The organism is Clostridium sp. Marseille-P299, assembly GCF_900078195.1.
In the GTDB taxonomy this organism is placed as follows: domain Bacteria; phylum Bacillota; class Clostridia; order Lachnospirales; family Lachnospiraceae; genus Lachnoclostridium.
Map to the genome: position 1 here is coordinate 22,764 of NZ_FJVE01000007.1, position 17,371 is coordinate 40,134.

The window sequence follows — 17,371 nt, forward strand, 5'->3', positions numbered from 1 at the left end:
AGTATGTATATAGAAGTGAGGAAAAACTCAACTATATACATACTCCTTTTTTATTTCTCGCTCATCATTTTTTGCTAAGTTGATGGCGCTGAGGTTTTAATGTGATATCCGTAATAACAAGACCTTCTCTTTGACTTAAAATGTACATCACACAGTCAGCAACTTCTACTGGGTCTAAATAAGTATCTGCTGTATCAGCAACGTCAAAATTAGCATTCCGATAGAGAGAAGTTTTGGTCATATCCGGCATAATATTAACAACTTTAACTCCATATTTTCTAGTTTCATCAAACAAGCTATTAGAAAAACTAGCAAGTCCAGCCTTCGTTGCTGCATAAGCACAGCCATGAGGACTACTTTTTGTGGCTGTGACAGAGGAAATATTGATAATATAACCAGAATTTTTTTTGATATCTCGAAGCAACAATTGACTTAATAGAATTGGTACTTCAAGATTTACGGTTACCATTTCATGTATCTTGGCAGGATTTTGTTCTTCGTGAGGCCCGTAATAGCCAACCCCTGCGTTATTTATTAAAATAGAAATCTCATGCTCTTTCCGTATTTTTTTAATCTCTTCAGCCAAGGGGCCAGTCTTTCGTAAATCACAAGTAATCGGATGGAATAAAGCATGAGTATAATTTGTCTTACTAAAATCACGCCCAAATCCAAAAACAGCAATATTTTTAAAGTTTAACTTCTTACAAATTTCTAATCCAATGCCACTTGATGCACCAGTAACAATTGCAGTTTTCATTTATATTGAACTCCCTTCTTCATCTTCCCAACAAAAAATTCTATCTTCAGGGACATAGTTACGGATTAAACCACAAAGATATGAAATCATCTGATTGGAACGTTTATGCCCATAGTGTGAAACGCCAGATGTCAGTTCATAAGGATACTGAATCACAGCTGAATGCGGACGTTGCTTTCTCATACGTTTTAAGTAATCAATGGATACACGAAATACGCCAACACTTACATCATATAGTTGTTCATATGGAATAGTGTGAAAGACATTCTTAATAAAAGCAGCATATACTTCTTCAAAGCCTTGTATATAGATTAACGGATCAAAGCAAAGGCGGACCCTATAGCCACATTTCATGGCTTCTAATATAGATTCCATTCTTGCTTGTAAGGATGGTGTATTGTGCTCATAATTCGTAACTACCTCATCTGGTGATAAGGTCCAAGCAAGAATTACATTCTCAGAAGGTAGTATATCTTTTATGGCTTTAAAATTAGCACTTTTGGTACGAATCTCAATTGTTAAGTCTGGATGTAATTTCGTAAACTCGATCCATCGTCTAACATAACCAAGAATACCTTCTAGTGCAAGTAAATCCGTATCATAGGAGATACATAAATAAACAGGATGCTTTTTTAATAGTTCTTCAACCTGAGCAAAGATATCATCAAGATTAAGAAATAAAACGATGTTAGCGGAGGAGTACATTCCTTGTAAATAACAATATTCACAGTCGTACAAACAATTCATAACACATGAAGTATAGTAAAAATGTTCATTTCCAAAACTTTGACAGACAGGGGCACCTTCATATATTAAATTATTTCGATTATTAGCAAGAATAAGTTTTGGGCTTTGTTTTTGCATATAAAAATTTTGTTTACTTCTACAAAATACATCCTTATAATGAGAAATAGAAATTATTTGAGCGTTTGGAAACTTTGTAATTATTTCGTTTGCTTTTGGATGATCTTGTAATCCGTCCTCAATATAAATATGTGAAAAAGTTTTGCTATATAAGTTTTGATTGTAGGAGTTCAAAATATCGCTTCCCTTCTGTCTTTACTTTTAACTCAGAAATATCGTTGTTTAATCGAAATTCTCTCATGATAGCGGAAATAGGTTTTTTACAACTTTTTGCATACATAAGTAATTGTTTTAATTGAGCTTGCATGGTCATTGATAAACGTAAATCTTTAATTAACTCTTCATAGAGTTGTATTTCCTCTGCAGAGAAGGTATTATTGTTAATTAAAATAGTAGAGGAAATCGTTTTTACCCATTCAATTAAAGGATTTGCATAAGGTGAAATAAGTTTTTCTATATCTTCTTTTGATAATTTAATATCTTCTAAATGATCTGAAATTATTTTAAAAAAGATAAGTTGATGTGGTTTTATAAAATACGTAGCAGCTTGATAAATGCTAGAAGCTTCCATATCAATTAAAGGTTCTGTAATCGTGTTGATATCTTTAGCGGTAATTACCCCAGAGCAGGTTTCAATAGAACTTTCAAAGAAAGCATGTTGATAGAGCATTTCAGGATAATATGTCATGTTAGTCGTATGATCTTTAATCTTATGAATAAGATAAGGAGAGCCAACTGAGAAATCTTTGTTTTTACTTCCGCAAACACCAACGTTAACTAGGATATCTTCGGAAGAAACTTTAACATTACTAAGTAGATAAGTAAGCCCAATAGCAGCATTTATATTATTTGTACCAGTAATAATTAAGTACATATCATCATTATTGTAGACAGAAAAACGGGTAAAGCTTGAGTTTCGTTTTAACTGAAAGCTTTTGATAAAGGGTTGCGCTTCAAAGGGAAGTGCAGTGCATAAGTATATCATGTCATTCGATTCCTTTCTAAAAGATATGGATGTAACAAACTAAGGGGATATGCTAAGTTTGTATCTTTAAATTATAACATAAGGAATAGTTAAGCTCAAAGAAAAATAGGTTGCAATCTCAGAGAAAATGTGGTAACATATCTTTTCGAGACGGACACATGTATTTGTGAAACAAACACACGTTATTGTGTATAATATAGTAAATATGTAATGTTACATTTTGGGGGAAATGTAGAACAGTTTATGAGATGCTTAGTGGACTACAGTGGATTTACATTTTAAGTTTAAAAATGATAGAGATACATTGAGGTTTTGGGCGCATATTACAAACGTTTTAAGAGAATGAAAAGGTATGGGGTATCTATGGAAAAAGACAAATTTTTTATTGTAAATAAAAAGGCAGTACCTGAGGTTTTATTAAAGGTTGTGGAAGCGAAGAGATTATTGGATTCTGAGCGAGTAATGACGATTCAAGAAGCAACCGATGCAGTGGGAATTAGTAGAAGTTCTTTTTATAAATATAAAGATGATATATTTCCGTTTCATGAAAATAATCGAGGTAAAACAATTAACTTTATGATGCAAATGGATGATATACCTGGACTTTTATCTACGGTATTAAGTCAAATTGCCAAGTGTCATGCGAATGTATTAACAATACATCAGACAATACCAATTGGTGGTATAGCTTCTATTACCTTTGGCATAGAAATTCTGCCACAAACATCGGAAGTTTCTGAGTTAATTGACTCGATTGAAGCGCTAAATGGAGTTCATTATTTAAAGATTTTAGGTAGAGAATAATGCTGTTGTGATGAAACAGAAAAAGACTAATTATATAAAATGAAAGGCATAGGTGTTTTATTATGAAGATAGCAGTTTTAGGCTTTGGAACCGTAGGCTCCGGCGTGTATGAAGTTATCGAAAGAAATCGCGATAACATAGCAAAGAGAGCAGGAGAAGAAATTGAGATAAAATATGTTCTTGATTTAAGAGATTTTCCAGGTCACCCAGTTCAAGATATTCTAGTTCATAGCTATGATGAAATTGTAAATGATCCTGAAGTTCAAATTATTGTTGAAGTTATGGGTGGAATTGAACCTGCGTATACCTTTGTAAAAGAAGCCTTGCTAAAAGGAAAGAGCGTATGTACTTCCAATAAAGAATTGGTTGCAAGACATGGCGCTGAATTACTTGAAATTGCAAAACAAAAAAAGATTAACTTTTTATTTGAGGCAAGTGTTGGTGGAGGAATCCCAATTATTCGTCCATTAAATCAGTCTTTAACGGTAGATGAGATTGAAGAGATTACAGGTATTTTAAATGGTACTACTAATTATATCTTATCTCAAATGAGAGACGAGGGAATTGATTTTGCAACTGCATTAAAAGATGCTCAAGAAAAAGGATATGCGGAAAGAAATCCAGAAGCCGATGTGGAAGGCTATGATGCATGTAGAAAGATCGCTATTTTAACTTCCTTAGCATATGGAATGCAGGTAAACTTTGAAGATATCTATACAGAAGGAATCACAAAAATTACAGATACAGACCTTAAGTACGCGACAGCTTATGATGCAACGATTAAGTTACTAGGAAGCAGTAAGAAAATCGATGATAAAGTTTACGCAATGGTAACTCCTAAGATGATTAAATCACATCATCCACTTTATAGTGTGAATAATGTATTTAATGGTATTTTAGTAAAAGGCAATCTTCTTGGTGACGTTATGTTTTATGGTAGCGGTGCTGGTAAATTACCAACAGCAAGTGCAGTTGTTTCTGACGTTGTAGATGCTACAAAACATAAAGGAACGAATATCATGACTATTTGGAGCAGTAAACGCTTAGAGCCAGCAGAGATTAAAACTCTAAAAGGTAAATTCTTTGTTCGTGTAAGTGCTCGCGATGAAGCAAAGGCAAGAGAGCTGTTTTCAATTGATGAAGTCATTACAGTAGAAGATATTAAAGATGAATTTGCATTTGTTACAGATGAAATGACAGAGGAAGAGTTTGCGAATAAAGAAAAGGAAATAAATATCTTAAATCGAATCCGTGTTGATGCATAAAGTTGAAGGGAAAGGACTTGATGAGAATGAAATATATAGTAGTTCTTGGCGATGGTATGGCGGATGAGCCAATTGATAGCCTTGGGGGAAAGACACCGCTTGAGTATGCAAATACTCCTGCAATGGATGAATTAGCTAGTAAATCTGAGATCGGTATGGCATATACCATACCAGAGGGAATGAAACCAGGTAGTGATACAGCAAACCTTGCAGTTCTTGGATATAATCCACGTATATACTATACTGGTAGATCTCCACTAGAAGCATTAAGTATTGGTGTACCATTAAAAGATACGGACATTGCAATTCGTTGTAACTTAGTAACAGTATCTGATGATTCTTTGCCTTATGAAGAAAAGACAATCATCGATCATAGCTCAAGTGAGATTTCAACGGAAGATGCAGCAATTTTAATAGAAGCAGTGAAAAAAGAGTTACAAACAGAAGTATTCAAATACTTCGTTGGAACAAGCTACCGTCATTTATTAATTTGGGATCGAGGAGAGGTTGTGGAATTAACACCACCTCATGATATCTTAGGTCAATGTATTAATGAACATTTGCCGCAGCAAGCAGCATTAAAAGAAATGATGTTAAAGAGCTACGACATATTAAATAATCATCCACTTAATGTAGAAAGAGCGAAGAAAGGCTTAAATAAGGCGAACTCCATTTGGTTTTGGGGAGCTGGAACAAGACCAAGCTTAACTTCTTTTACCAAAAAGACAGGGCTTTCTGGAGCAATGATATCTGCAGTAGATTTATTAAAAGGCATTGCAGTTGGAGCTTCTATGAAGGTAATTGAGGTAGAAGGGGCAGATGGTACATTACATACCAATTATCAGGGGAAAGCGATGGCTGCTGTTAAGACTCTCTTAGAAGATGGTAGTGATTTTGTTTATGTTCATGTGGAAGCACCAGATGAAATGGGGCATCAGGGAAGCATACCAAATAAAATAGAGGCAATTGAGTCACTTGACCATAAAGTAATTTCAGTCATCAAAGATAAAATGGATGAATCGGGTGTGGATTATCGAATGCTTATTATGCCAGACCATCCAACTCCAATTCGTTTAAGAACACATACATCAAATCCTGTGCCTTATTTATTATACGATAGTACAAAGGAAGGTAACTACACTCACCATTATAACGAAAAAGAAGCAGAAATGAGTGGAAATGTTACAAAAGACGGATATCTGATGATAAGTAAGTTATTTCAACAATAATTAAAGATACAAAAAATAAAGAATCATTTATTCAACTTAAAATTATTATATGGATATATTCTTTTCAACCTAATTATTTCATGCATATAATAAATAGAAAAGAATTGTGTCTAAATTAATAATATATTCGATTTAGGAGGCAGCTATGCTTATAGTAAAAAAATTCGGCGGTACTTCCGTCGCAAATAAAGAGAGAATTTTCAATGTTGCCAGAAGATGTATAGAGGATTATAAAAAGGGAAATGACGTTGTAGTTGTTTTATCTGCTATGGGTAAGCAAACAGATGAGTTATTAGCCCAAGCAAAGGACATTAATCCAAATCCACCGAAAAGGGAAATGGATATGTTATTAACGATTGGTGAGCAAACTTCTGTTGCTTTAATGGCAATGGCGATGGATTCTCTTGGGGTACCTGCAGTATCTTTAAACGCATTTCAGGTTGCAATGCATACAACAAGTGCTTATGGTAATTCAAGAATAAAAAGAATTGATACAGAGCGTATTAGAAATGAATTAGACAGTAGAAAAATTGTAATTGTTACTGGATTCCAAGGCATTGATAAAGCGGATAATTATACAACACTTGGAAGAGGTGGCTCGGATACAACTGCGGTTGCGTTAGCAGCATCTTTAAAAGCAGACTCTTGCGAAATATATACAGATGTAGATGGTGTATACACAGCAGATCCTAGATATGTTAAAAATGCTAGAAAACTCGATGAAATCACTTATGATGAAATGTTAGATTTAGCTTCCCTTGGAGCAGGTGTACTTCATAATCGCTCTGTAGAGATGGCAAAAAAATATGGAGTTCAATTAGTAGTGCGATCAAGTTTAAATTCATCGGAAGGTACAGTTGTTAAGGAGGAAGTAAAAATGGAAAAAATGCTCGTTAGTGGTGTAGCAAGTGATAAGAATACAGCTCGTATTGCTGTTATTGGTCTTGAGGATCAACCGGGGGTAGCGTTTAAATTATTTAATCATTTAGCAAGACATAATATTAATGTTGATATTATTTTACAATCCGTAGGACGTGAAGGAACGAAAGACATCAGCTTTACTGTAGCACAAGACAGTGTGGATGAGGCAGTTGAAATATTAGAAAGACATAGAGCAACAAGCTTAAAGTGTGAAAAAATCGATGTAGAAAAGAATGTTGCAAAGGTATCTGTTGTAGGTGCAGGTATGATGACTAATCCTGGAGTTGCTGCTAAGATGTTTGAAGCACTCTATGATATCGGAGTAAATATTAAAATGATCTCTACTTCTGAAATTCGTGTAACTGTGCTTATTGATGAAGCATTTACTGAAAAAGCAATGAATGCAGTACATGAAAAATTCTGCTTAGGCGACATTTAATAAATATAAATACTTATATAATAACTGTTATATAATAACGGACGGTTTATTTTACTATCTATCGTTAATTGAGATGATTGTAAGTATAAAGGCTGTTATTATGTAACAGTTTTTTTATGATAGGAGTTAAGACCTTTCATTTAAAATCGCTACGTTAAGGATGCGTACTTGCTTAATGTGAAATATGTCGCTGAAACGACTGCGCTTGTCAGTCTAAATAACGACGAGAATGCGGGGAGCACATTTTTTGTTCTTTATAGGAACTAAGAGGATTTAAATTTATCCTATATCTTGCTATCGCCTACATAGCCAAATATATGTAATATATGGGAATATTTATATTGGATTGACTCTTTAGTTATGATATAATGGTTAAAAATGTATACTTGTATCATAAAATGTGAGAAAAGGGGTTATAGCATGAGTGACTTTAAGGATGATGAACTAAAAGAAATAGATACTGCTGATAAAGGCTTTGAGGTAGATGAAATTTTTGCTACAGACAGCGAAGGAAAATCTAGCGAAGAGTTAAATAATGAAGGATTGAACGAAGAGTTACAGAACGGTGTAGCAAACGAAGAGTTATATAATGGCGTATCGAATGAAGGATTACATAATGACGTATCGAATGAAGGAATACATAACGACGTAGCAAACGAAGAGTTACTTAACAGCGCGGCAAATAAAGTGTTAGATAGTAACGTAACGAATGAAGAACTTAATAATGACCCAACAATTGAAGATTTTAAGGAAGAGGATACAAGCATTCAAAAAGAAGCAAAAGAGATAGAAGATACAAGTAATCAAAAAGAATCAGATGAGAAAGATTTTTATGATGGAAGAAAATATCATCCACTCATGGAACCAGAGAAAGGAAATACAAAAAAGGGGTTATTTATTATTACGGCAGTCACTGCTTTTGCATTATTGGTTTTATGCATTACTTTAATCGTAATTCGAGAACGAGATTCAAAAGTCGATGGAACAGTCGTTAAAAATGTAAGCAGTAATAATGCTGATGATGCATTAAAGACAGATGAGTTAGATTCTGGTTTAGATAATGATGGTTCAAGTAACAACGCAACAAATAATGAAGTAACAAATAATGAGGTAGTAACTTATCCACCATGTGAGGTTACCCTTGGAGAATATTTGGGAATTTCCGTTACGGCTCAAAAAGTAGAAGTGACAGATGAAGAAATACAAGCAGAACTTAGTTATCTAGTTAGTGAGAACCCTGTCTTAACGGATGTTTTGGATCGCATCGAGGTACAATCGGGGGATATCGCTACGATTGATTACGTTGGAACAGTGGACGGTGTTGAGTTTGATGGTGGTAGTTATACTGGATATCCTCTAGAGATTGGAGCAGGTAATTTTATTGAGGGATTTGAAGAGCAAATTATTGGGCATAAGGTTGGTGAAAATTTTGATATTAATGTAACCTTTCCTGATGATTATTCCGCTGATATGGCTGGTAAAGAGGCTGTGTTTAACATTACAATACAAGGTATCGGATTTTATGCTGAGGCTGAAGTAAATGATGAATTTATTGCTGCTAATACTGAGTATCAGACTCTTGAAGAGTACAAAAAGGGAACATATGAAAACTTGTTAGAGAGTGCAAAACAAGCAGCAGATTCAAAGAAAGAATCAGATATTATAAATACAGCACTAAACAATGCTTCATTTAGCAATATAACTACAGAAGAGGTTGAAGCAAAAAAAGACGAGATGATCTCAGAATATGAAACTTATGCAGGATATTATGGGATAGACTTAGCTACGTTTGCTAGTTATTATTTTGGCATGGATGAGGCTACCTTTTACGAGGAAATGGCAAAAGCAGCAGAATTGCAAGTTAAAACAAATTATTTTTTAAAGAAGGTTATTGAGGTAGAGGGAATTGTTTTAACAGAAGTAGAATACACAGAGGGCTTAGAAAAATATGCAGAACTGAATGGATTTGGTACAAAAGAGGAGTTTGAAAGTTATTTTGGGCAAGAAGTCATTGAAGATTTTCTATTAACCAATAAAGCATATGAGCTTATTATAAATTCTGCAAAAGTAATAGAGTAATATAGTGTTAAATGAATTAATAAAAGAGGTTGACGATAAAATGTCAGCCTCTTTTATTAATTTATAGCAGATTTTAGAATAAGAAGAATCTCTTTTATTGGATTACTTGACAAATATATTTTAAGTAGTATATTATAAAATAGTTTAAATATGGAATGCTAAAAGTAAGAATGTGTAATCCTATCACTGTAACTTGCTTATTATGATTGGGTTGCACATTCTCCTTGTGTAGATTAATAGATTTGGAGGAAGTCTTGTGACAGATTTTACGAAGGAAATAAAAAGAAGAAGAACCTTTGCTATTATTTCTCACCCTGATGCCGGTAAAACGACATTAACAGAGAAATTATTACTCTATGGTGGAGCTATCAATTTAGCTGGTTCTGTAAAAGGAAAAAAGACTGCAAAACACGCAGTATCAGACTGGATGGAGATAGAGAAGCAACGTGGTATATCTGTTACGTCGTCCGTTATGCAGTTTAACTATGATGATTATTGTATTAATATACTTGATACACCAGGGCATCAGGACTTCTCAGAAGATACTTATAGAACGCTTATGGCAGCAGACTCTGCAGTCATGGTTATTGATGCCTCTAAGGGTGTAGAAAATCAAACAAAGAAGTTATTCAAAGTATGTGTAATGCGTCATATTCCTATTTTTACATTCATCAATAAGATGGATCGTGAAGCAAGGGATACCTTTGAATTATTAGATGAAATAGAAACAGTACTTGGAATTCGTACATGTCCAGTTAACTGGCCAATCGGTTCAGGTAAGAATTTTAAAGGTGTGTATGATAGAAATACAGAGACAATTACACGCTTTATTGCTGCTAATAATGGCCAAAAAGAAGTAGAGGCTATGGAAGCAAAGATTGGTGATTCTTCTTTAGATGATTTGATTGGAAAAGAATATCACGATATCTTATCAGAGGAAATAGAATTATTAGATGGAGCAAGCAGTGAATTTGATCTTGAAAGCGTTCGTGCAGGTGAGCTAAGTCCAGTGTTTTTTGGCTCTGCATTAACAAATTTTGGTGTTGAGACATTTTTAAGACACTTCTTAGAGATGACCACATCACCACTTCCAAGAAAATCTAACATTGGTATTATTGATCCTTTAAAAAATGATTTTTCTGCATTTGTATTTAAAATACAGGCAAATATGAATAAAGCACATAGAGATAGAATTGCCTTCATGCGTATTTGTTCCGGTAAATTTGATGCAGAAGAAGAAGTTTTTCATGTACAAGGAAATAAAAAGTTACGTCTTTCTCAGCCACAGCAATTAATGGCTCAAGAACGTAAGATATTAGATGAGGCATATGCTGGTGATATTATTGGTGTATTTGACCCAGGTATCTTTTCTATTGGTGATACTATTTGTTCGCCAAATCAAAAGTTTGAGTATGAAGGAATTCCAACATTTGCACCAGAACATTTTGCAAAACTTAGACAAGTAGATACAATGAAAAGAAAGCAATTTATTAAAGGTGTAACTCAGATTGCTCAAGAAGGTGCGATACAGATTTTCCAGGAATTTAATACTGGAATGGAAGAAATTATCGTTGGTGTAGTTGGTGTACTTCAGTTTGATGTTTTAAAATTCCGTTTAGAGTCTGAGTATGGTGTAGAAGTTCGTTTAGAACCATTGCCATTTGAGCATATTCGTTGGATTGAGAATGATGATATTGATGTCGCTAGTTTAAGCGTAACATCAGATACGAAGAAAGTTAAAGATATGAGAGATAATCCACTCTTATTATTTGTACATGCATGGAGTATTCAGACGGTTCTTGATCGTAATAAAGGCTTAGAACTATCTGAATTTGGTAGAGAATAAGAATTAGTCAAGAATAAGAATTGGTTAAGAATAAGAATTAGTTAAGACTAAATATAAGTAAAAAATAAGTATAAAAAAAATAAGTTTCAATATTAAGTCATTATAGGTTTAAGTATCTAGAATGCTTGGTATTGAAACTTTTTAATTTATAGACCTCTCTTTCATAGAAAATCTAGCTATCAAAAAGTATGGAACTTATTGTGTTGTGCAGTCGTCTAATCGATGAAGAATAAATTGCACTTACGAATTTAGTCAGTTATACTATAAGGTAGATTGTAGAAGCGGGAAACCTACAAAATACGTTATAGGGGGTAAAGGAATGCATACGATGGATCAAGATGAAGAACATATGAGTGCAAAAAAGCAAGACTATGATCTAGAAACTTTAATGCGTGAACATGGAAATTATGTTCTTCGTACTGCGTATTTATATGTTAAGGATATTCATACAGCAGAGGATATTTTTCAAGAGGTATTTATTAAAGTAAATAATAACTTACATACATTTAAAGAACTTAGCAGTGTTAAGACCTGGATTATTCGAATTACAATTAACACTTGTAAGGATTATTTAAAAAGTGCTTATCATAGCAAAGTGGTACCGATGATGGATTTCGTTGAAGATGCAATTATCTCTGAGAATGATTTTGAAGAGGTTGAGGTAAAAGAGACCAATGCTTCAATAAAAGAGGCTGTAATGGCCCTTCCAGCGCATTATAGGGATGTTGTATTATGTGTCTATATGAATGAGATGAGTATAGAGGATACTTCACAGAGTTTAGGAATACCAATAGGGACCGTAAAAAGTCGTCTAGCACGTGCAAAAGATAAATTGAAAGAGTTGTTAGAAAGGAGGTTGTAACATGTTCTTTGAACCAGATGAATTTGATGAAAAACTGTTAGAAAATTTGAAGAATGAATTAGAGAATATATCTGTTACCGAGGACTTGATTCAAAGAACATTAGCAGCCGCAAAGGAATCAAGCAATATCGAGAATGAAAGCATTCATTCTAAGAAAAACATTAGATATAAGAAAAAGAATAACTTGAGAGATAAAAAGTCAAATAAAAAGAATTGGATTCGTAGTATTGCTTGTATTGCAGCATGCATTTTATTTATTTTAGTTGTGAATAATAAGAATCTGCCATTTCACTTCTATTCAATGAAAAAAGCAGATACTAGCTCTGGGGCTGCAGAACAAAAAAGCGTCCTTACAGCTGAAAATATAAGTGATGGGAATGAGTCGGATAAGATAGTACTTAATGATACGGAATCAGCCAAGGATGCATTATCTGGGTCATCCTCAAATAATGAAGAAGGTATTCCTGAGACTACTTTTGGTAGTATTTCTGATGAAGCAAGTGATGATCAAGCAACAACTAGTAATGAGGATGCGAATCAATTAACACCAAATGAAAACTTACAAAGTGATAGCGTAACCAAGTATTCTTTTAGTGAGCCTAGTAATGAAGCAGCAGACCAAGAAAAGAATGGCACGAATGACATGAATGACATGAATGATATGAATGACATGAAGGTGGGTACTACAAATAGAGATATTTCCCAAAAGAATAGCTTAGTATTGAATGATATTATTTTAAAGGAACAAGAAAAGGACTTAGGGAAAACTGATATCACATATATTACATTAAGTGATCAGGTAAAAGAAGAAAAACAGAAAATATTAGATTTAAAAGAGCAAATAGAGATGCTTACACTAGATCACGAAGATAATAGTTTAAATGATAAATGGGACTATAAAGTCTTTACCCAGAGCAATGAAGTTGCTACAATTGATACGTATTTTATAAGTAGAGAGGGAGAGTTAAAAGTCTGTATCTATGATGTGAATGGTTTAGTGAGTGAAATCAACTATAAGTTAGAAAATATAGATAGTATAATAAAAATCTTAGAGAATTAGATAAAATGATTTGATATTATGATCAAATAACAAAAAAGAGGCAATCGCATATGCGATTACCTCTTTTATATTAAACGAATTATCTATTCAGATTTTTCTTCAAAATTCTCATCATCCGATGGATTTTGTGCGTTTTCTTCTGAATCTTCTTCTATTTCTGATTCTTCTTGTTCTTGATCTTCTTGTTCTTCATTAGAATCTTGTTTTTGATCTTGGTTAGAATCTAGTTCTGAAGTAATATGAATGGATACATATTCTCTGCCTTCTTTCATTGGAGCGATATCGTCCTCTGTTTCATACTCATCATACTCGTCATCTAAATCGTCAAAATCTTCATTTGATTCTTTAAAAACATATTTTTTGCAGAAATAGTAAACACCACAAGCAGCAGTAGCAAGTGATAAAGTACCTATTAAGAATTTACAGAATTTCTTCATTGTAAAACTCCTTTCGTCATTCAACAGTCAGTATATGCCAACGCATACGCTTTTTATTCATTATAATGCTCTTTGGTAAAAAAAGAAAGTAAAACTTCTATAAAATCATAATAATTCCTAGTTTATAATTTAAAGTAGTATTGAAATTTCCGTTTTATTTTAAAAGACTAGGAATATATTTAATAAAAAAGGGGTTAATATTTTAAATGTTTCACATGATAAGGATTAATAAATTAATAAAATGAAATACAGTATATATAAAAGTATATTTATGTTATAATAAAATATACGCATTTTATAATAAGAAATCATGGTGAGGGATATGAATCTATTAGTAAAGATGTTTGTTAAAGATAGTGATGAAGTGGAAAAAGCAAGTGTGCGTACCGCATACGGAATACTAGCAAGTGTTGTGGGGATTATCTGCAATATTTTTTTATTTTTCATTAAATTATTAATTGGTGTGATGATACAGAGTATCTCAGTAATGGCAGATGCGTTTAATAACCTTTCAGATGCAGCATCCTCTATTATAAGTTTTATTGGTGTGAAATTAGCAAATCGTCCCGCGGATAAAGAGCATCCATTTGGTCACGGAAGATATGAATATATAGCTTCTTTTGTAGTATCGTTTTTAATACTTCAAGTTGGAATTACTTGCTTTAAAAGTTCTATTACAAAAATTATAAATCCTCAAACAATATTAGTAAGACCTATTCTCATAGTAATTTTATGTCTTTCTGTTGGGGTTAAAATATGGCTGGCTTTATTTAATAGAAAGCTTGGTAAGAAGATAAATTCTAACGTTATGAAAGCAACAGCTGCCGATTCAATAGGGGATGTTCTTATAACAAGTGCAACGATTATTTCTATTATCATCGGCTATGTAACCGAACTTAATATTGATGGTTTTATGGGGATAGCAGTATCTATCTTTGTTTTTATTTCAGGGATAAATATAGCAAGAGAAACTTTAGAACCTTTGCTTGGAGAAGCAATAGATAAGGAATTATATCAAAAGATTACTAAAAAAGTATGCAGTTACAAATATATTATGGGTTGTCATGATTTAGTCGTGCATAATTATGGTCCAACACATACAATGGCTACAATCCATTGTGAAGTACCAAACAACATTCCAATGGAAGATGCACATGAAGTGATTGATCAAATTGAGCGAGATGTGTTGCGAGAAGATAATATCTTTTTAGTTATTCATATGGATCCAGTAGAAGTGAATAATGAAAAGGTAGTATTATTAAAGGAAAAAGTAACGAGCATAGTTAAGATACTTGAAAAAGAGGCAACAATTCATGATTTTAGAGTAGTAAATGGTGATTGTCATAGTAATTTGATTTTCGATCTTGTAATACCACATAACTATAGTGAGAAACAAGAAAAAGAATTGGAGCGTTTAGTTACACAATTAATTAAAGAATGGGATCCAAAATATGAATGCGTTATTTCCCTTGATCATAGTTATGTTGCTGAAAAATAGTGTGGAACTGCAAGTAATTAACTTTGAATTGTATGGTATTTAATGTTTTTAATAAAAAACTAAATTAGTACTTGAAATTTAAAAACAAATCGGTTATAATATCATTCGTGGCTGTGATACAAGTCACGAATATGATGGGCTATCGCCAAACGGTAAGGCACTGGATTCTGATTCCAGCATCTCAAGGTTCGAATCCTTGTAGCCCAGTTAATATAATCCTTGAAAGCATATGCTTTCAGGGATTTTTTTGCATTTGTATAAGTAATCAAAAGTGTTTTCTTAATTAAATGGTTGATATTACCAATCTGTTTGTCTATAATAAAAATATTGGAAATTTTTCTTAAGGTTTTTCTTGCTGGCTTGTAGCAAGGAGAGCGATTCTAAATTGTTGGAGTACTTCCACAAAAGAAATATAACCTGATTGATTCATTGGTTAAATTACAAAGGAGGGCAAACGGATATGGCTTGCTTAGTATGGAAAAAGGAAACAAAAACTTTAGATTCACAGAAAAAATTAAGGTTAATAAGAAAAAAATTAAAACTTATCTGTTCAATACTATTTTTTCTGCTTGCATTCAGTGGCTGTACTGGAGAAAGAAAAGGGGATGAATGGAGTGAAAAATCATATTCAAGAACAGAGGATTTTCCACGTACATTTAAATATTATGAAACGAAGAGAACAAATGGGGACTATGGATGCTTAACAAGTTTAGCGGATGATATTGATGTAGATAAAGTTTTAGCTAAAATTGATAATGATATAGGAAAAATAGAAACATATTTGGATATCAAGGATGATAATAAATTAAAAGTATTTATATTGGATGAGACACCATCTGGAACGTATTATGTAACGCAAGATAAAGACACTATATTTATTCCTTATGACGAAATTGAGAATGATATATATCGACAGGCTGTGGTATATGCACTAACGGATATTCAAACAAATTGGAAGCTGGTTGGACTGGCAGGAGTTATATTTGATACTAAGGTAGATTATGATGCATTGTCAGCATTTTATTCAGACAAAGATAATATGAATACACTTTCAATGTGTGGTGTACGATTTTTAGAAGGTTGGAATAGAGAAGACAATATGGAAATGGCATCTCAAACAGCCATTGGACTTACAGAGTATTTGATTCATACAGACGGATTTCAGGGATTTTTAGATGGAACAGGTGAAGATATTCGAAGAAAATGGCTTTCCTCATTGGACGTAACGCAAGAGTATTCTGAAGACCAAGTATCATTTTTTGATACTTTATATTTTAACAAAAGTGATGTGTATGATCTTGTTGCTTATGGAGATACAGCAGATTTTTATGTAATATATTACGAAGGCAGTCTTTGTGATTGTGAGAGTGTGGAAAATTTTATTTCAAAGGTAAATGTTGGCAGCCAGGTTGTAAATCAATACATATATAAACATGCCAAAGAAAAGGTTAACAAGACTCAAATAGGTAATAAAATCGTTTGCGATGTATCAATGAGTGAAGCTGCTGGAAGTCATGCTAAGAAAGATAGATTATATATAAATATTGTAAATCCTTATGCTGTTCTACATGAATACACACATATGATTCTATGGGGGGATTCTAGCAATTTTGATAAAATATGGGTAGCTGAGGGAGTTGCTGATTATTTTAGCAAGATTGTATGCAGTGATTTCTTTCTAGCGGAGAAAGGTAAAAAAAATTATTATAATTCATTAAAAAATGAACTTCCAGATGGTGTAACTACTTCAGATAAAAATCTTTATGAATGGTTTCATGAAGTTTATGAGGAGATGCCATCTTATGAAGACTTCGATATGAGGTTAATTTTTGACTACACTGTGTTACAGGCGATGGAAAATCCAAAAGAATGGGAAGGAAAAGGATTTATTAAGAGTCTTAAAGAATTAGGATATGGTGATAAAAGCTCAGATTATGTGGGAAATGAATTAAGTATGGCTCAGGCAATGTCATTTTCAGGATATCTAATAGAAACTTATTCTTTAAGTAAGGTGATCGATTATTTAGTAGATGATATTTCAATTGAAGAATGCTTTGGATATGATTATGAGACATTAAAAGAGCAGTGGATGAATTATCTTTATAGCTTACCTGATATGACGAATTAGTATGTATATTTTGTTTTACTTATTACTGCAAGCTCCAGGTGTTTTCTATTAGCAGAACAACGGTAATTCACAAGTTATATTCATCAGGGTATAGGTTGAAAATAGTTAAAATGTTTAAAAATAATTAATAGGTTTTGGTAAGTTATAAGAGATTGCGAAAATATAATTTACAAATAAAAAAAGTGGCTATAAAAGCC

General features: G+C 32.9%; 14 protein-coding genes and 1 tRNA gene. 11 read left to right on the plus strand and 4 right to left on the minus strand.

The genetic code is table 11. The features are described 5' to 3' along the window. Nucleotides 1-64 precede the first annotated feature (64 nt). From BN4220_RS08445 to BN4220_RS08455, 3 genes are read right to left on the minus strand one after another with little or no spacing between them, the layout of a single operon-like run. On the minus strand, nucleotides 65-757 hold the full coding sequence (locus tag BN4220_RS08445) for an SDR family oxidoreductase (protein WP_066715480.1): 693 nt from the start codon (nucleotides 755-757) through the stop codon (nucleotides 65-67). After that, nucleotides 758-1,795: an SPL family radical SAM protein gene (locus BN4220_RS08450; protein WP_066715481.1), complete on the minus strand. Its 1,038-nt coding sequence runs from the start codon at nucleotides 1,793-1,795 to the stop codon at nucleotides 758-760. It abuts the gene before it with no gap. Next, on the minus strand, nucleotides 1,767-2,606 hold the full coding sequence (locus BN4220_RS08455) for a 5'-methylthioadenosine/S-adenosylhomocysteine nucleosidase family protein (RefSeq protein ID WP_066715482.1): 840 nt from the start codon (nucleotides 2,604-2,606) through the stop codon (nucleotides 1,767-1,769). Before BN4220_RS08455 ends, BN4220_RS08450 begins: the two co-directional genes overlap by 29 nt. A 363-nt stretch (nucleotides 2,607-2,969) precedes the next feature. Here BN4220_RS08455 and BN4220_RS08460 point away from each other — a divergent pair, with 363 nt between their 5' ends. The 8 genes from BN4220_RS08460 to BN4220_RS08495 all read left to right on the plus strand — a co-directional run bounded on the left by BN4220_RS08460 (nucleotide 2,970) and on the right by BN4220_RS08495 (nucleotide 13,111). Continuing rightward, nucleotides 2,970-3,410, plus strand: coding sequence for an ACT domain-containing protein (locus BN4220_RS08460; protein ID WP_066715483.1), 441 nt, complete (start codon nucleotides 2,970-2,972; stop codon nucleotides 3,408-3,410). 59 nt (nucleotides 3,411-3,469) lie between these two features. Beyond that, a complete protein-coding gene (locus BN4220_RS08465; RefSeq protein ID WP_066715484.1) occupies nucleotides 3,470-4,675 on the plus strand; it encodes a homoserine dehydrogenase in 1,206 nt (401 codons plus the stop codon). A gap of 20 nt (nucleotides 4,676-4,695) precedes the next feature. Then, nucleotides 4,696-5,904 (plus strand): cofactor-independent phosphoglycerate mutase, encoded by a 1,209-nt coding sequence (locus BN4220_RS08470; protein ID WP_347477072.1) that lies wholly within the window; start codon nucleotides 4,696-4,698, stop codon nucleotides 5,902-5,904. A 145-nt stretch (nucleotides 5,905-6,049) separates the two neighbouring features. Continuing rightward, the gene (locus tag BN4220_RS08475) at nucleotides 6,050-7,264 is read left to right on the plus strand and encodes an aspartate kinase (RefSeq protein WP_066715485.1); all 1,215 of its coding nucleotides are present in this window, start codon (nucleotides 6,050-6,052) and stop codon (nucleotides 7,262-7,264) included. Nucleotides 7,265-7,684: 420 nt separating this feature from the next. Beyond that, nucleotides 7,685-9,343, plus strand: a complete 1,659-nt coding sequence (tig, locus tag BN4220_RS08480; RefSeq protein WP_066715486.1) for a trigger factor — start codon at nucleotides 7,685-7,687, stop codon at nucleotides 9,341-9,343. A 256-nt stretch (nucleotides 9,344-9,599) separates the two neighbouring features. Further along, nucleotides 9,600-11,189: a peptide chain release factor 3 gene (locus tag BN4220_RS08485; RefSeq protein WP_066715487.1), complete on the plus strand. Its 1,590-nt coding sequence runs from the start codon at nucleotides 9,600-9,602 to the stop codon at nucleotides 11,187-11,189. A 319-nt stretch (nucleotides 11,190-11,508) separates the two neighbouring features. Beyond that, nucleotides 11,509-12,051, plus strand: a complete 543-nt coding sequence (locus BN4220_RS08490; RefSeq protein ID WP_242867766.1) for an RNA polymerase sigma factor — start codon at nucleotides 11,509-11,511, stop codon at nucleotides 12,049-12,051. Nucleotide 12,052: 1 nt separating this feature from the next. Continuing rightward, the gene (locus tag BN4220_RS08495; RefSeq protein ID WP_066715488.1) at nucleotides 12,053-13,111 is read left to right on the plus strand and encodes a hypothetical protein; all 1,059 of its coding nucleotides are present in this window, start codon (nucleotides 12,053-12,055) and stop codon (nucleotides 13,109-13,111) included. A gap of 83 nt (nucleotides 13,112-13,194) precedes the next feature. Here the strand turns inward: BN4220_RS08495 and BN4220_RS08500 are convergent, their stop codons facing one another. Then, a complete protein-coding gene (locus tag BN4220_RS08500) occupies nucleotides 13,195-13,548 on the minus strand; it encodes a hypothetical protein (protein ID WP_066715489.1) in 354 nt (117 codons plus the stop codon). A 322-nt stretch (nucleotides 13,549-13,870) separates the two neighbouring features. Between BN4220_RS08500 and BN4220_RS08505 the strand changes: the two genes are divergently transcribed. The 3 genes from BN4220_RS08505 (at nucleotide 13,871) to BN4220_RS08515 (ending at nucleotide 17,174) form a co-directional block, all read left to right on the plus strand. Further along, nucleotides 13,871-15,046, plus strand: a complete 1,176-nt coding sequence (locus tag BN4220_RS08505) for a cation diffusion facilitator family transporter (protein ID WP_066715490.1) — start codon at nucleotides 13,871-13,873, stop codon at nucleotides 15,044-15,046. A gap of 135 nt (nucleotides 15,047-15,181) precedes the next feature. Further along, a tRNA-Gln gene (locus tag BN4220_RS08510) sits at nucleotides 15,182-15,253 on the plus strand. A 253-nt stretch (nucleotides 15,254-15,506) separates the two neighbouring features. After that, on the plus strand, nucleotides 15,507-17,174 hold the full coding sequence (locus BN4220_RS08515) for a hypothetical protein (RefSeq protein WP_066715491.1): 1,668 nt from the start codon (nucleotides 15,507-15,509) through the stop codon (nucleotides 17,172-17,174). Nucleotides 17,175-17,371 lie beyond the last annotated feature (197 nt).

Coding starts and splice junctions, on each gene's coding strand:
- BN4220_RS08470 (WP_347477072.1), top strand. CDS start 4,696: ATGAGAATGAAATATATAGTAGTTCTTGGCGATGGTATGGCGGATGAG.
- BN4220_RS08490 (WP_242867766.1), top strand. CDS start 11,509: ATGCATACGATGGATCAAGATGAAGAACATATGAGTGCAAAAAAGCAA.
- BN4220_RS08445 (WP_066715480.1), bottom strand. CDS start 757: ATGAAAACTGCAATTGTTACTGGTGCATCAAGTGGCATTGGATTAGAA.
- tig (WP_066715486.1), top strand. CDS start 7,685: ATGAGTGACTTTAAGGATGATGAACTAAAAGAAATAGATACTGCTGAT.
- BN4220_RS08500 (WP_066715489.1), bottom strand. CDS start 13,548: ATGAAGAAATTCTGTAAATTCTTAATAGGTACTTTATCACTTGCTACT.
- BN4220_RS08460 (WP_066715483.1), top strand. CDS start 2,970: ATGGAAAAAGACAAATTTTTTATTGTAAATAAAAAGGCAGTACCTGAG.
- BN4220_RS08505 (WP_066715490.1), top strand. CDS start 13,871: ATGAATCTATTAGTAAAGATGTTTGTTAAAGATAGTGATGAAGTGGAA.
- BN4220_RS08515 (WP_066715491.1), top strand. CDS start 15,507: ATGGCTTGCTTAGTATGGAAAAAGGAAACAAAAACTTTAGATTCACAG.
- BN4220_RS08455 (WP_066715482.1), bottom strand. CDS start 2,606: ATGATATACTTATGCACTGCACTTCCCTTTGAAGCGCAACCCTTTATC.
- BN4220_RS08475 (WP_066715485.1), top strand. CDS start 6,050: ATGCTTATAGTAAAAAAATTCGGCGGTACTTCCGTCGCAAATAAAGAG.
- BN4220_RS08495 (WP_066715488.1), top strand. CDS start 12,053: ATGTTCTTTGAACCAGATGAATTTGATGAAAAACTGTTAGAAAATTTG.